General features: G+C 52.2%; 12 protein-coding genes and 1 riboswitch. Of the genes, 8 read left to right on the top strand and 4 right to left on the bottom strand.

Annotated elements, in window-relative coordinates:
* Nucleotides 1-138 precede the first annotated feature (138 nt).
* Nucleotides 139-2790 (bottom strand): phosphoenolpyruvate carboxylase, encoded by a 2652-nt coding sequence (ppc, locus tag SK32_RS22845; RefSeq protein WP_048213977.1) that lies wholly within the window; start codon nt 2788-2790, stop codon nt 139-141.
* A 242-nt stretch (nt 2791-3032) separates the two neighbouring features.
* Nucleotides 3033-4184: an acetylornithine deacetylase gene (gene argE, locus SK32_RS22840; protein WP_048213976.1), complete on the bottom strand. Its 1152-nt coding sequence runs from the start codon at nt 4182-4184 to the stop codon at nt 3033-3035.
* Nucleotides 4185-4339: 155 nt separating this feature from the next.
* Between argE and argC the strand changes: the two genes are divergently transcribed.
* From argC to oxyR, 4 genes are all read left to right on the top strand, one after another.
* The gene (argC, locus tag SK32_RS22835) at nt 4340-5344 is read left to right on the top strand and encodes an N-acetyl-gamma-glutamyl-phosphate reductase (RefSeq protein WP_048213975.1); all 1005 of its coding nucleotides are present in this window, start codon (nt 4340-4342) and stop codon (nt 5342-5344) included.
* A 7-nt stretch (nt 5345-5351) separates the two neighbouring features.
* Nucleotides 5352-6128, top strand: a complete 777-nt coding sequence (gene argB, locus SK32_RS22830) for an acetylglutamate kinase (protein ID WP_086523529.1) — start codon at nt 5352-5354, stop codon at nt 6126-6128.
* A 108-nt stretch (nt 6129-6236) separates the two neighbouring features.
* The gene (gene argH / locus SK32_RS22825) at nt 6237-7610 is read left to right on the top strand and encodes an argininosuccinate lyase (RefSeq protein WP_048213973.1); all 1374 of its coding nucleotides are present in this window, start codon (nt 6237-6239) and stop codon (nt 7608-7610) included.
* A gap of 285 nt (nt 7611-7895) precedes the next feature.
* Nucleotides 7896-8813, top strand: a complete 918-nt coding sequence (gene oxyR / locus SK32_RS22820; protein ID WP_003028858.1) for a DNA-binding transcriptional regulator OxyR — start codon at nt 7896-7898, stop codon at nt 8811-8813.
* On the opposite strand, the gene sthA is transcribed toward oxyR, so the two are convergent.
* Nucleotides 8796-10196, bottom strand: a complete 1401-nt coding sequence (gene sthA, locus SK32_RS22815; protein WP_040233022.1) for a Si-specific NAD(P)(+) transhydrogenase — start codon at nt 10194-10196, stop codon at nt 8796-8798. The genes oxyR and sthA overlap by 18 nt on opposite strands.
* 191 nt (nt 10197-10387) lie before the next feature.
* On the opposite strand from sthA, the gene fabR reads away from it, so the two are divergent.
* Nucleotides 10388-11023, top strand: coding sequence for an HTH-type transcriptional repressor FabR (gene fabR / locus SK32_RS22810; RefSeq protein ID WP_003028862.1), 636 nt, complete (start codon nt 10388-10390; stop codon nt 11021-11023).
* A gap of 15 nt (nt 11024-11038) precedes the next feature.
* Nucleotides 11039-11398 (top strand): YijD family membrane protein, encoded by a 360-nt coding sequence (locus SK32_RS22805; RefSeq protein ID WP_003028863.1) that lies wholly within the window; start codon nt 11039-11041, stop codon nt 11396-11398.
* Nucleotides 11399-11480: 82 nt separating this feature from the next.
* Here SK32_RS22805 and trmA read toward each other — a convergent pair whose 3' ends face one another.
* Complete coding sequence (gene trmA / locus SK32_RS22800; RefSeq protein ID WP_048213972.1) at nt 11481-12581, bottom strand: tRNA (uridine(54)-C5)-methyltransferase TrmA; 1101 nt, start codon at nt 12579-12581, stop codon at nt 11481-11483.
* 115 nt (nt 12582-12696) lie between these two features.
* Nucleotides 12697-12893: riboswitch (cobalamin riboswitch) on the top strand.
* A 64-nt stretch (nt 12894-12957) separates the two neighbouring features.
* Here trmA and btuB point away from each other — a divergent pair.
* Nucleotides 12958-14796, top strand: a complete 1839-nt coding sequence (btuB, locus tag SK32_RS22795) for a TonB-dependent vitamin B12 receptor BtuB (RefSeq protein WP_048213971.1) — start codon at nt 12958-12960, stop codon at nt 14794-14796.
* Complete coding sequence (gene murI, locus SK32_RS22790) at nt 14741-15592, top strand: glutamate racemase (RefSeq protein ID WP_048213970.1); 852 nt, start codon at nt 14741-14743, stop codon at nt 15590-15592. Before btuB ends, murI begins: the two co-directional genes overlap by 56 nt.
* Nucleotides 15593-15890 lie beyond the last annotated feature (298 nt).

Raw genomic sequence — 15890 nt, 5'->3', positions numbered from 1 at the left:
GTCGAAAATCGCGTTCTGCTAACAAATATCCATTGGATGTATAAAATGCAGACAGGAATATATTAAAAATGAGATGGTTATGACAGCAGTATTTTATATCACCCTCGCGCAATAGCACGAGGGTGACAGGCATAAAAATTAGCCGGTGTTACGCATACCGGCAGCAACGCCAGCAATTGTCACCATTAGCGCCTGTTCGACGCGTGGGTCTGGTGCATGACCTTGCTCTTCTGCCTGGCGCGAACGATATAATAATTCGGCCTGTAAGACGTTCAGTGGGTCAGTATAAATATTCCTTAACTGAATAGACTCGGCAATCCATGGTAGATCGGCCATCAAATGTGAGTCATTGGCGATTGCCAACACCACATTGATATCGGCTTCCAGACGCTGACGCAGTTCTTCACCCAATGGCCAAAGCTCTTTTTTGACCAGGCGCTGATCGTAGTACTCCGCCAGCCACAGGTCAGCTTTTGAGAACACCATCTCCAGCATGCCAAGACGCGTGGAGAAGAATGGCCAGTCACGGCACATTGCTTCAAGCTCGCTTTGCTTACCGTCTTCAACCACTTTTTGCAGTGCCGTACCCGCACCCAGCCAGGCCGGAAGCATCAGGCGGTTCTGCGTCCAGGCGAAGATCCACGGAATAGCACGCAGAGACTCTACGCCACCGGTCGGGCGACGTTTTGCCGGACGTGAGCCGAGTGGTAACTTGCCCAGTTCCTGCTCTGGTGTTGCGGAACGGAAGTAAGGTACAAAGTCTTTGTTTTCACGAACATATCCACGATAGAGATCGCAGGAGATATCTGAAAGCTCATCCATGATATGACGCCAGTTATCTTTTGGCTCCGGCGGCGGTAACAGGTTAGCCTCCAGAATTGCGGCAGTGTACAGCGACAGGCTGCTGATGGTGACTTCCGGCAGGCCGTACTTAAAGCGGATCATCTCACCTTGTTCTGTCACGCGCAGGCCGCCTTTCAGGCTGCCTGGCGGTTGAGAGAGCAGTGCCGCATGGGCAGGCGCGCCGCCGCGACCAATGGAGCCGCCGCGACCGTGGAACAGCGTCAGTTCGATACCGGCTTTTTCGCAGGTTTTGATCAGCGCGTCCTGTGCCTGGTATTGCGCCCAGGAGGCCGCCATCACGCCCGCATCTTTTGCGGAGTCAGAGTAGCCAATCATGACCATCTGTTTGCCCTGAATAAAGCCGCGATACCAGTCGATATTCAGTAGCTGGCTCATGACATCATCGGCGTTGTTCAGGTCGTCCAGTGTCTCAAACAGCGGGGCAACAGGCATAGCAAAACCAATGCCGGATTCTTTCAGCAGTAAATGCACGGCCAGTACGTCAGACGGTGTTTTCGCCATTGAGATAACATAGGCAGCAATGGAGCCATAAGGCGCTTCGGCAATCACCCGGCAGGTATCGAGCACTTCACGGGTATCGTTGCTCGGTTCCCAGTGACGCGGCAGCAGCGGACGCTTGGAATTCAGCTCGCGGATCAGGAACGCTTGTTTATCCGCTTCTGACCAGTTTTCGTAGTCGCCAATTCCCAGATAGCGAGTCAGTTCGCCCAGTGCTTCGGTATGACGAGTGCTTTCCTGACGAATATCAATGCGTACCAGCGGTACGCCAAAACATTTCACGCGCCTAAGGGTGTCGAGCAACTCGCCATTGGCGATGATGCCCATACCACAGGCCTGCAGAGACTGGTAACACGCGTACAGCGGCTCCCAAAGCTGTTCGTTTTGGGTTAGCAGGCCAACAGGTTTTGGCAGTTTTTCGCCTTTCAGACGCGCTTCCAGCCAGGCCTGAGTTGCCATCAGACGTGAACGCAGCATTTTCATCAGATAGCGATAAGGTTCTGCCGCACCTTCTTCACCGACCAGTGCCATCAGTTCCGGTGTGGCTTCAACCATCGACAGTTCAGAAATCAAAAACTGGATGTCTTTCAGGAACAGGTCAGTGGCTTTCCAACGGCTAAGCAGCAGCACATGGCGGGTGATATCTGCGGTGACATTCGGGTTACCATCACGGTCGCCGCCCATCCAGGAGGTAAAACGTACCGGAACAAAATCGACAGGTAGCTTATAGCCCAGATGTTCTTCCAGCTGTTCATTTAGCTCGCGCAGGTAGTTGGGTACGCCTTCCCACAGGCTGTTTTCAACCACTGCGAAGCCCCATTTGGCTTCATCAACCGGGCTTGGTCGTAGTTTACGGATTTCATCCGTATGCCAGGACTGAGCAATCAACTGACGCAAACGACGCATCAGCTGGTGGCGCTCGTAATCGACGATGTCTTTATTATCAAGCTGTTTGAGGCATGCGTTTACTTCACCCATTTTATGAATCAAGGTGCGGCGGGTGATTTCGGTTGGGTGCGCGGTCAACACCAGCTCCAGAGACAGCGATTCCACGGCTTTCTTGATGGTGGTTTCATCGAGGTTGGGCTGGTCTTTCAATTTACGCAGGGTGCGAGCAATCACTTCCGGGTTGCTGGCAGCTTCGCCTTTTGGCGAAATACTATGGTACTGCTCGGCGGTATTGGCCAGATTCAGGAACTGGCTAAATGCGCGGGCGACGGGCAGCAGCTCGTCGTTAGACAGATTTTGCAGTGTGGTGAGCAGTTCCTGGCGATTAACTTCATTGCCAGCGCGGGATGACTTGGACAACTTACGGATTGTTTCTACGCGGTCGAGAATGTTCTCTCCCAGCGCGTCCTTGATGGTCTCTCCCAGCACTTTGCCGAGCATACTGACATTACTACGCAACGCGGAATATTGTTCGTTCATATTTACCCAGACACCCCATCTTGAAATTATTAGCCCTGTATTTTTCGGGCTTAACTTTTTAGCCGTCTTTTATAAAGCCACGTAAAACTCGTGGCGTCAATTGCTGCGAAATCGGTTCAGCAAACGAAAAAATGGCGGCAATTTACGTTATTTAATTCACATCGAACCAAATAAGCGTTGCTTATGGAAATGTTAAGAAATCGCCCCAATTACCCCTAAAGGGTTATCAGGGCAACAAGCCGCTAATGCCAGCAGAAATGGTGCACAACCTGGGTGATTAATTCGCGGGTTGGCTTAATAAAGCGTGTTTCCAGATATTCATCCGGCTGATGTGCCTGATTAATAGAACCAGGACCCAATACCAGCGTCGGACACAGCGTCTGGATAAAGGGCGCTTCGGTGCAGTAGTTCACTACTTCAGTCTGTGCGCCCAGCAGTTTCTCAACCACCTCGACCAGCTGATGGTCCGGCGGACACTCATAGCCAGGAATGGGCGGATGCAGTTCCGATACCGTCAGGCGACCCGGCCAACGTTCACTGACCGGGGCCAGCGCATCGTTAAGTAACCCATTGAGATCGTTTAGCGTCATGCCCGGTAGCGGGCGAATATCCATATGCAGTTCGCAGCAGGCGCAGATACGGTTAGCAGCATCGCCGCCATGAATATGGCCCAGATTTAACGTGGGGTACGGCACGGTAAAGGCGTCATGGTGATAGCGTTCTTTCAGGTCATCGCGCAGCTTCATGATATGGCTGATGGCATCATGCATCAGTTCAATCGCATTCACGCCGCGTGCCGGATCGCTTGAGTGACCCGACTGACCCAAAATTCGAATTGCGTTGGAGATATGGCCTTTGTGCGCGCGAACGGGCTGCAGAGATGTCGGTTCGCCAATGATTGCACAGTCCGGGCGGAGCGAGGTCGTTTCAGAAAAGTAACGTGCGCCGGCCATACTGGTTTCTTCATCAGCGGTAGCCAGAATGTAGAGTGGTTTTTTCAGTTTCGTTACATCCACACCGCGCAGTGCATCGAGAATAAAGGCGAAAAAGCCTTTCATATCCGCCGTACCCAGACCGTAAAGCTTATTGTCGTGTTCGGTGAGGGTGAAGGGATCGCGTGTCCAACGGCCATCGTCAAAGGGTACGGTATCGGTATGGCCCGCCAACAACAGGCCGCCAGCGCCCTGTCCAATGCTCGCCAGCATATTGAATTTATTTCGCGTATCGGGAACCGGTTGGACCTCCACATTGAAGCCTAAATCTTTAAACCAGCCCGCCAGCAGAGTGATTAAACCTGCATTGCTTTGATCGAGCGCTTCTTCGGTGGCGCTGATCGATGGCGTGGCAATCAGAGCGCGGTAAATCTCGATAAATGGCGGTAAATTGTTTTTCATTGTTGACACACCTCGGGTCATGATAGTATCAATATTCATGCAGTATTTGTGAATAAAAATACAATAACGTTGAGCGTAATAAAACCCACCAAGTGTAAGGTGAGGTGATAAAGGCTTATACCTGGCAACCGAATCTAAGAAGGTGAACAGCTCCGATGTTGAATACGCTGATTGTGGGCGCGAGTGGCTACGCTGGCGCAGAGCTTGTGACCTATGTAAATCGCCATCCTGATATGACCATAACCGCTTTGACCGTCTCAGCGCAAAGCAATGATGCAGGAAAATTAATCTCCGATTTACATCCGCAGCTAAAAGGCATTGTCGATTTGCCGTTACAGCCAATGTCCGATATCAGCGAGTTTAGCGCAGGGGTGGACGTTGTGTTTCTCGCGACGGCTCATGAGGTCAGTCATGATCTGGCACCGCAGTTTCTGCGTGCCGGGTGTGTGGTGTTTGACCTCTCAGGCGCGTTCCGCGTAAACGACGGCGCATTTTATGAGAAATACTATGGCTTTACCCATCAGCATCCTGAACTGCTGGAACAGGCGGTATACGGTCTGGCTGAGTGGAGCGCAGACAGACTGAAAGACGCGAATTTGATTGCTGTGCCGGGTTGTTACCCGACGGCAGCACAATTGTCGCTGAAACCACTGATTGATGCCGGGCTGTTGGATCTCCGTCAGTGGCCGGTGATTAACGCCACCAGTGGGGTGAGCGGTGCGGGCCGTAAGGCCGCTATTTCGAACAGCTTTTGTGAAGTGAGCCTGCAACCATATGGCGTGTTTACTCACCGCCATCAGCCGGAAATCGCGACTCACCTGGGTACGGAGGTGATCTTCACTCCACATCTGGGCAATTTCCCACGTGGGATCCTGGAAACCATTACCTGCCGTCTGAATGCGGGTGTAACTCAGGCTCAGGTAGCGCAGACGCTGCAACAGGCATATAGCGATAAACCGCTGGTGCGTCTGTATGACAAAGGGGTTCCGGCGCTGAAGAATGTGGTTGGATTACCGTTCTGTGATATCGGATTTGCAGTGCAGGGCGAACATCTGATTGTGGTAGCGACTGAAGATAACTTATTGAAGGGCGCGGCGGCACAGGCCATGCAGTGCGCAAATATCCGTTTCGGCTTTGCTGAGACGCAGTCTCTTATTTAAGGGTGCAATGATGAATCCATTAATTATCAAGCTGGGCGGCGTTTTACTGGATAGCGAAGAGGCGCTGGAGCGTCTGTTTACCGCGCTGGTAAATTATCGCGAGTCGCATCAGCGTCCGCTGGTCATTGTGCACGGTGGTGGCTGCGTGGTCGACGAGCTGATGAAGCAGCTGAATCTGCCGGTGAAAAAGAAAAATGGTCTGCGTGTTACGCCAGCCGATCAAATCGACATCATCACAGGGGCACTGGCGGGAACGGCGAATAAAACCTTGCTGGCCTGGGCGAAGAAACATCAAATTGCCTCTGTGGGTCTGTATCTTGGCGATGGCGACAGTGTAAAAGTGACGCCACTCGATAAAGAGTTGGGTCACGTTGGACTGGCGCAGCCGGGTTCGCCTAAGCTGATTAACACGCTGCTGGAAAGCGGTTTTCTGCCGGTAGTGAGTTCTATTGGCGTTACTGAGGATGGGCTGTTGATGAACGTTAATGCCGATCAGGCGGCGACGGCGCTGGCGGCAACGCTGGGTGCGGATCTGATCCTGCTCTCTGATGTGAGCGGTATTCTGGATGGCAAAGGCCAGCGTATTGCCGAAATGACTGCGACGAAAGCGGAACAGTTGATTGAGCAGGGTATTATTACCGATGGCATGATCGTGAAGGTCAATGCGGCGCTGGATGCTGCGCGTACGCTGGGCCGCCCGGTAGATATCGCTTCCTGGCGTCATGCTGAGCAACTCCCGGCGCTGTTTAACGGCACGCCAATTGGTACGCGTATTCTGGCTTAACTATTAATGTGCCGGATGGCGGCTTCGCCTTATCCGGCCTGGATGGGTTTTGTAGGCCCGGTAAGCGCAGCGCCACCGGGCAAAAATATCATATTAAGGAAATTCGTTATGGCACTTTGGGGTGGGCGTTTTACACAGGCAGCAGATCAGCGGTTCAAACAGTTCAACGACTCGTTGCGTTTTGACTACCGCCTGGCAGAGCAGGATATTGTCGGCTCTGTGGCCTGGTCCAAAGCGCTGGTAACCGTCGGCGTACTGACTGCTGATGAACAACTGCAGCTGGAAGAAGCGTTGAATAATCTGCTGGAAGAGGTTCGCGCGAATCCGCAGCAGATCCTGCAAAGCGATGCTGAAGATATTCACAGCTGGGTGGAAGGCAAGCTGATTGATAAAGTCGGGCAGTTAGGTAAAAAACTGCACACCGGGCGTAGTCGTAATGACCAGGTGGCAACTGATCTTAAACTGTGGTGCAAAGACACGGTCATGGAACTGCTGTCTGCTAATCGTCAGTTGCAAAGCGCGTTGGTCGACACCGCGCAAGATAATCAGGACGCGGTTATGCCGGGTTACACGCACTTGCAACGTGCACAGCCGGTGACGTTTGCTCACTGGTGTCTGGCTTATGTCGAAATGCTGGCACGTGACGAGAGCCGTCTGCAGGACGCGCTTAAGCGTCTGGACGTTAGTCCGTTAGGCTGCGGCGCGCTGGCGGGTACGGCGTATGAAATCGATCGCGAGCAGCTGGCGGGCTGGTTGGGCTTTGCCTCGGCGACCCGCAACAGCCTGGACAGCGTTTCTGATCGTGACCATGTACTGGAGTTGCTCTCTGATGCTTCTATCGGCATGGTACACCTGTCGCGTTTTGCTGAAGACCTGATTTTCTTTAACACCGGCGAAGCGGGCTTTGTCGAGCTGTCCGATCGTGTGACTTCGGGTTCATCTTTGATGCCGCAGAAGAAAAACCCGGATGCATTAGAGCTGATCCGTGGCAAATGTGGCCGCGTACAAGGTGCGCTGACCGGCATGATGATGACACTGAAAGGTCTACCGCTGGCGTACAACAAAGACATGCAGGAAGACAAAGAAGGCCTGTTCGATGCACTCGATACCTGGCTGGATTGTTTGCACATGGCCGCGCTGGTACTGGACGGCATTCAGGTGAAACGCCCTCGTTGTCAGGAAGCGGCGCAGCAGGGTTATGCCAACGCCACTGAATTGGCGGATTATCTGGTTGCCAAAGGTGTTCCGTTCCGAGAAGCACACCATATCGTAGGTGAGACGGTGGTTGAGGCGATTCGTCAGGGCAAACCGCTGGAAGCGCTGTCGCTTGCTGACTTGCAAAAGTTCAGCAGCGTCATTGGCGATGATGTCTATCCGATACTCTCACTGCAATCCTGTCTGGATAAGCGTGCGGCGAAAGGCGGCGTATCGCCGCAGCAGGTCGCGCAGGCGATCGACGATGCAAAGGCGCGTCTCGCATAACCTTTGTTGTTGTAGGCCTGACAAGCGTAGCGTCATCAGGCAAAAAGTTATCAGAGCCTGGCATTAAGCCGGGCTTTTTTATGCAAAAAAAATGCGGACCAGAGGTCCGCAAAAGTTCACGTTGGCTTTAGTTATTTCGAGTATGAGAACGGACAGGCGCTTCAAGGGTTAAAGGGTACCGTTCCGTTTCTGTGGTGCATTATTAAACAGAAAGCTTGATAGGGATAATCGTTCGTTGCTATGCTACCTATCGCCATGAACTATCGTGGCGATGGAGGATGAATAATGAATATTCGTGATCTTGAATACCTGGTGGCGCTAGCCGAGCATCGTCACTTCCGGCGAGCGGCGGACTCCTGCCACGTCAGCCAGCCAACGCTTAGCGGGCAAATCCGTAAACTGGAAGATGAGCTTGGCGTTATGCTGCTGGAGCGTACGAGTCGTAAAGTGCTGTTCACTCAGGCAGGTTTACTGCTGGTGGATCAGGCGCGTACCGTGCTGCGCGAGGTCAAAGTGCTCAAGGAAATGGCAAGCCAACAAGGCGAGACAATGTCAGGCCCGCTGCACATTGGTTTGATCCCAACGGTGGGGCCATACCTGTTGCCGCATATTATCCCTATGTTGCACCAGACCTTCCCGAAACTGGAAATGTACCTGCATGAAGCGCAGACGCATCAGCTGCTGGCACAACTGGATAGCGGTAAGCTCGACTGCGTCATTCTGGCGCTGGTGAAAGAGAGTGAGGCGTTCATCGAAGTACCGCTATTTGATGAGCCTATGCTGCTGGCGATCTATGAAGATCACCCATGGGCAAACCGTGACTGTGTGCCGATGTCAGATTTAGCAGGTGAAAAACTGCTGATGCTGGAAGATGGCCACTGCCTGCGCGATCAGGCAATGGGCTTCTGCTTTGAAGCGGGTGCTGATGAAGATACCCATTTTCGGGCAACCAGTCTGGAAACGCTGCGTAACATGGTGGCGGCAGGAAGCGGGATTACCTTACTGCCTGCGCTGGCTGTTCCGCCGGAGCGTAAGCGTGATGGTGTCGTTTATCTGCCATGCATTAAACCCGAACCGCGTCGTACGATTGGTCTGGTGTACCGTCCTGGTTCGCCGCTGCGCAGCCGTTATGAACAGCTGGCAGAGGCCATCCGGGGATCAATGGATGGCCATTTCGACAGTGCGTTAAAACAGGCGGTTTAAGCCGTTTAGCGCCGCTACCCGATAGGCTTCTGCCATGGTTGGGTAGTTAAAGGTGGTGTTAACGAAGTACTCGATGGTGTTACCACCACCTTTTTGCTCCATGATCGCCTGACCGATATGAATAATTTCGGCTGCGCGTTCCCCAAAGCAGTGGATCCCCAAAATCTCTTTGGTTTCACGATGGAACAGGATCTTCAGCGTTCCGACACTCATACCGACGATTTGCGCCCGCGCCAGATGTTTAAACTGGGCGCGACCGACTTCGTATGGGACTTTCATTGCCGTTAGCTGCTGTTCGGTTTTACCGACGGAGCTGATTTCCGGAATGGTATAAATCCCGGTCGGGATATCTTCGATCAGATGCGCAGTGGCTTCGCCTTTGACCAGTGCCTGAGCGGCGATACGCCCCTGATCGTAAGCTGCAGATGCCAGGCTTGGGTAACCGATCACATCCCCTACGGCATAGACGTGCGGCAGCGCCGTCTGGTACATGCTATTCACTTTGAGCTGCCCGCGACTGTCGGTTTTCAGACCAATGTTTTCCAGCGCCAGCGAATCGGTATTACCGGTACGGCCATTGGCGTACAGCAGACAGTCTGCTTTCAGCTTTTTACCGGATTTCAGGTGCATGATGACGCCGTCATCACAGCCTTCAATCCGCTCATACTCTTCATTGTGGCGAATGACCACGCCGCTGTTCCAGAAGTGGTATGAGAGCGAATCGGACATCTCTTGATCGAGGAATGCCAGCAGGCGATCGCGGGTGTTGATTAAATCAACTTTTACGTCCATTCCACGGAAGATCGACGCATATTCACAGCCAATCACGCCTGCGCCATAAATCAGAACATGGCGAGGTTCGTGATGCAGGCTGAGGATAGAATCACTGTCGTAAACGCGTGGGTGCGAAAAATCGACGTCAGTTGGGTGATAAGGGCGTGAGCCACAGGCAATAACAAACTTATCTGCGGTGAGTGTTTCCACTGTACCGTCGTGGCATTCCAGGGCGATCGTGTGTTCATCAACAAAACGGGCATTGCCCTGCAAAATTTCGCAGTGGTTACGCTCGTAAAATCCTTGCCGCATACGCGTTTGCTGATTAATGACGTTATCAGCGTGGTTGAGAATATCGGCGAAAGAAGAACGAAGAAGTCGGGAATGGTCGCTATAAAGTGGGTTCTGATTGAATTCGATAATTCGGCTGACTGCGTGGCGGAGCGCTTTCGACGGGATTGTGCCCCAATGGGTACAGCCTCCGCCGACGTTATGATAGCGCTCAATTACCGCGACGCGCGCTCCTTGCTTAACCAGACCCATTGCAGCGCCTTCGCCGCCGGGACCGGAACCTATTACTATTGCATCGTAATCGTAGGAATGTGACATGGTCAGGCTTACCTGTTCTTATACATAAAAGCAACAGAATAGTAACATCGTTGTCGGGATAACCCAATTATCGTTGTGCTTTTTTGCGAAGTCGAAGCACAAACTGCGCGTAAACAATCATTCACAAAGCCATGCCAACCGCCTAATCTCTGGTATAGTGCCAGCAAGGTATGTGGAAGGATTCAGACATCGTGATGGGCGTTAGAGCGCAACAAAAAGAGAAAACCCGGCGTTCGCTGGTAGAAGCCGCATTTAGTCAACTCAGCGCTGAGCGTAGTTTTGCCAGCCTCAGTTTACGCGAAGTCGCTCGTGAAGCGGGCATTGCGCCAACCTCGTTTTATCGCCATTTCCGCGATGTGGATGAACTCGGTCTGACGATGGTGGACGAGAGTGGTCTGATGCTGCGCCAGTTGATGCGCCAGGCGCGTCAGCGCATCGCTAAAGGCGGGAGTGTGATCCGCACCTCGGTCTCAACATTTATGGAGTTCATCGGCAACAATCCCAACGCCTTCCGTTTATTATTGCGCGAGCGTTCGGGGACTTCCGCAGCGTTTCGTGCAGCGGTCGCACGTGAAATTCAGCACTTCATTGCGGAACTTGCGGACTATCTGGAACTCGAAAACCATATGCCTCGTGCGTTTACTGAAGCGCAAGCCGAAGCCATGGTAACCATTGTTTTCAGCGCCGGGGCAGAAGCACTGGATGTTGGCGCTGAACAGCGTCGGCAGCTGGAAGAGCGGCTGGTATTGCAACTGCGCATGATCGCGAAAGGCGCATTTTATTGGTACCGCCGTGAACAAGAGAAGATGACGCACCACTCCGAGTAACGAGAAGGACAAGCAATGAAACAGTCAGGTCAAGATAAAGGTACGCTGCTGCTGGCGCTGGTTGCTGGCTTATCGATCAATGGCACATTTGCGGCGCTGTTTAGCTCCATTGTGCCATTCTCAGTATTTCCGATTATTTCGCTGGTGCTGACGGTTTATTGTCTGCATCAACGCTATCAGAACCGCACTATGCCTGTGGGGCTACCGGGCCTGGCTGCCGCCTGTTTTATTCTCGGCGTTCTGTTGTACAGCACCGTGGTACGTGCTGAATATCCGGATATTGGCTCTAACTTCTTCCCGGCGGTACTGTCGGTGATTCTGGTGTTCTGGATCGGCTTTAAAGTGCGTAACCGTAAACAGGAAATTGTGGAGTAACCGTTGTCGCTGTAGGCCGGATAAGGCAAAGCCGCCATCCGGCAATCTGAACCGGTAGTGCTTATCCGGCCTCCGTTCAGTCTTACTTCTTCGTTAACAGTACTCCGCACTCCATATGGTGCGTATACGGGAATTGATCGAACAGCGCCAGACGTGAAACATTGTGCGTCTGGCTTAACGTTTCCAGGTTCTTACACAGCGTCTCCGGGTTGCAGGAGATGTACAGAATCCGCGGATACGCCTGTACCATTTTCTCCGTTTCGCTGTCCAGACCGCTGCGCGGTGGGTCAACGAAAATGGTTTCACACTGGTAACTCTTCAGATCGATTCCCTGCAAACGGTTGAACTCGCGAACCCCGTTCATCGCCTGAGTAAACTCTTCGGCCGCCATACGAATAATTTGCACGTTATCAATATGGTTAGCCGCGATATTGTACTGTGCAGCAGCCACGGAAGGTTTGGCGATTTCGGTGGCCAGTACGCGGTTGAAGTTTTGCGCCAGAGCTAACGAGAAGTTGCCATTACCGCAGTACAGCTCAAGCAGGTCGCCTTTTGATCCTCTGGTGACATCAATTGCCCATTCCAGCATCTGGATATTCATGGCGGCATTCGGCTGGGTAAAACTGTTCTCAACCTGGCGGTAGATAATCTCTTTACCTGCAACCGGCAAGCGTTCGTCAATGTAGTCCTGGTCCAGCTCGATTTTGGTTTTGGTGGCCCGACCAATCAAATGCACGTTCAGGTTTTGCGCCCGCAGCGCATCCCGCAGCGCTTCGGCTTCCTTACGCCATTCATCATCCAGCTTTTTATGGTACAGCATCGATACCACTGCCTGATCGCTCAGGGTGGTGAGGTAATCAATCTGAAACAGTTTGTGGCGCAGGACGTGGTTGTTGCGTACACCTGCAATCATTGCCGTCATCAGCGTATTGATAAGCTCGCTGGCCGCCGGAAAGCTGTCGACGCGAATACGGTTTTTCGTTTGGCTGTCGAACATGATGTGGTACAGGTCGTCCCCGTCATGCCACAGACGGAACTCGGCACGCATACGGTAATGGCTAACCGGTGAGCGGAACACTTCCGGAGCCTGTGCATAAAATGGCGTCATTAAGCTCTGCAGACGCACCACTTTCTCAGCTAACTGGGCGTCGTACTGTTCTGTCGGAAGGTGTTCGGGGGTCATGATGCGTCCTGAAAAATAAAAGTACGCGGGGATTGTAGGGATTGCTCATCAGATGTCCAGTTATTGATGATTTCCGATATTGTGATATCCGGTCTGGACACCAGGTTGTAACAAACTGTAGCATCCGTTTTCCGGTCCTGTGAGTTAAAAGGGAATCCAGTGTAAATCTGGAGCTGACGCGCAGCGGTAAGGAAAGGTGAAATGAGAGCGTAAAGCAGACACTGCCTGTGGGTGGGAAGTCCTCATTTCTTTTTATTCGGTATCCTGAATAACCTTCCAAGCCCGAAGACCTGCCGGCTAACGTCGCATCTGGTTTTCACTATCGCGTACTATCGGTGGACCTGCGGCATCCTTCTTATATTGTGGATGCTTTACAATGATTAAAAAATCGTTGCTGTTGACGGCGCTTTCCGTCGCGGCATCTTCTGGTTGGGCGCAGGATGCTAGCCCAGATACTCTCGTCGTTACTGCCAACCGTTTTCAGCAGCCCCTAAGTGCAGTACTTGCACCCATCACCGTCGTTACACGTCAGGACATCGATCGCTGGCAATCTACCTCGGTAAACGATGTATTGCGTCGTTTGCCTGGTGTTGATATCGCACAAAGCGGCGGTATGGGGCAAAACTCGTCTATTTTTATTCGCGGTACTAACTCCAGCCATGTTCTGGTGTTGATAGATGGTGTACGTCTTAATTTAGCGGGAGTTAGCGGCTCGGCCGATCTTAGCCAGTTCCCGGTATCGCTGGTGCAACGTATTGAGTATATCCGCGGGCCGCGTTCCGCTATATATGGTTCGGATGCGATTGGCGGCGTGGTGAATATCATTACTACGCGCGAAAAACCAGGGACGGAACTGACTGCCGGCGTGGGAAGCAATGGGTATCAAAATTACGATATCGCAACCCAACAACAGCTTGGCGAAAATACGCGTGTCACGTTGATGGGCGATTATGCCTACACCAAAGGCTTCGATGTCGTGGCCTACGGTAGCACTGGCGCACAGGCTCAACCGGATAAAGACGGTTTCTTAAGCAAGACGCTGTATGGCGCACTGGAGCACAACTTCTCCGAGACATGGAGCGGGTTTGTTCGTGGTTATGGTTATGATAACCGCACAGATTATGACTCGTATTATTCTCCTGGCTCGGCGCTACTTGATACCCGACAGCTTTATAGCCAGAGCTGGGACGCTGGGTTACGTTTTAATAGCGAGCTGATTCAGTCACAACTGGTTTCGAGCTACAGCCACAGTAAAGACTACAACTATGATCCGAACTATGGCCGCTATGATACCTCGGCCACGTTAGATGATATGAAGCAATACAATGTTCAGTGGTCAAACAGCATAGTTGTTGGCCACGGTAACATTGGTGCAGGCGTGGACTGGCAAAAGCAAACTACGGAACCTGGCACTGGGTATGTTACGGACGGTTACGACCAACGTAATACTGGCCTTTATTTGACGGGATTGCAGCAACTTGGTGACTTCACCTTCGAAGGTGCGGCACGTAGTGATGATAACTCTGAGTTTGGTCGTCATGGTACATGGCAAACCAGTGCAGGATGGGAGTTTATCGAAGGCTATCGTTTCATTGCCTCCTATGGCACATCTTACAAAGCGCCAAATTTGGGTCAGTTGCATGGCTATTACGGCAATGCAAACCTTGATCCCGAAGAGAGTAAGCAGTGGGAAGGGGCGTTTGAAGGGATAACATCAGGTGTTAACTGGCGCGTGTCAGGGTATCGCAACGATATCGATGACATGATCGACTACAACACCCACACTCAGAAGTACTACAACGAAGGCAAAGCGCGTATTAAAGGTATCGAAGCGACTGCAAACTTCGACACCGGGCCGTTGGCGCATACGCTTAGCTACGACTACGTAGATTCGCGTAATGCGATTACCAACGAGCCACTGGCTCGTCGTTCTAAACAGCAGGTGAAATACCAGCTCGACTGGCAGGTCTATGATTTTGACTGGGGCCTGACATATCAATATCTGGGGACGCGATACGATACGGACTACGTTACTTATCAACCGGTAAAAATGGGCGGTGTGAGTTTGTGGGATTTGGCAGTGTCATATCCGATCACCTCACAGCTGACAGTTCGTGGTAAAATCGCCAACCTGTTCGATAAAGATTACGAGACAGTTTATGGCTACCCAACTGCAGGACGGGAATACACCTTGTCTGGCAGCTACACCTTCTGATTCACGTCCCACCGTGCTGGTGTTTGATTCCGGCGTCGGTGGGTTGTCGGTCTACAATGAGATCCGGAATCTCCTGCCGGATCTCCACTATATATATGCTTTCGATAACGTCGCCTTTCCTTATGGTGAGAAAAGCGAAGAGTTTATCGTTGAGCGTGTTGTTGAGATTGTGACTGCAGTTCAGCAACGATATCCCCTCGCACTTGCGGTTATCGCATGCAATACCGCCAGCACGGTGTCACTCCCGGCATTACGTGAAAAGTTCGCTTTTCCGGTTGTCGGTGTGGTGCCTGCGATTAAACCCGCGGCGCGGCTCACGGCGAATGGTATTGTGGGGCTACTGGCGACGCGCGCGACGGTGAAACGCTCGTACACACACGAATTGATTGCGCGCTTTGCTAACGAGTGTCAGATAGCGATGTTGGGATCCGCTGAGTTGGTGGAGCTGGCAGAAGCGAAGCTGCACGGCGAAACAGTTTCTCTGGAAGAGCTGCGCCGTATTCTGAGACCGTGGCTGCGGATGTCGGAACCTCCTGATACGGTGGTCCTTGGATGCACCCATTTCCCTCTGTTACAGGAAGAGCTTTTACAGGTCCTGCCCGAGGGGACGAGGCTGGTGGATTCTGGTGCTGCGATTGCGCGTCGAACGGCCTGGTTATTAGAACACGAAGCGCCAGATGCAAAATCGGCCGATGAGAATGTGGCATTTTGCATGGCAATGACAACAGAGGCTGAACAATTATTGCCAGTGTTGCAGCGCTATGGCTTCAAAACGCTCGAAAAACTGGCTATTTAGTCTGTTTTGGTGAAAAAATACGCACTCGGAGAATTATTTTAAATTTCCCCTTGTCAGCCTGAAATAACTCCCTATAATGCGCCTCCACTGACACGGAACAACGGATTACACGCCGCCGGGTCAGCGGAGAAAAGCAAAAATAAATGCTTGACTCTGAATGAGGAAAACGTAATATACGGGACCTCGCGACAGAGCGCTAAAGTGCGTCGCAACTGCTCTTTAACAATTTATCAGACAATCTGTGTGGGCACTCGAAGATACGGATTCTTAACGTCGCAAGACGAAAAATGAATACCAA

Source organism: Citrobacter sp. MGH100, assembly GCF_001034465.1.
Taxonomy (GTDB): Bacteria; Pseudomonadota; Gammaproteobacteria; order Enterobacterales; family Enterobacteriaceae; genus Citrobacter; species Citrobacter youngae.
Note: the sequence above shows the minus strand (reverse complement) of the source record. Positions and strands in the feature narration are given on the sequence as shown.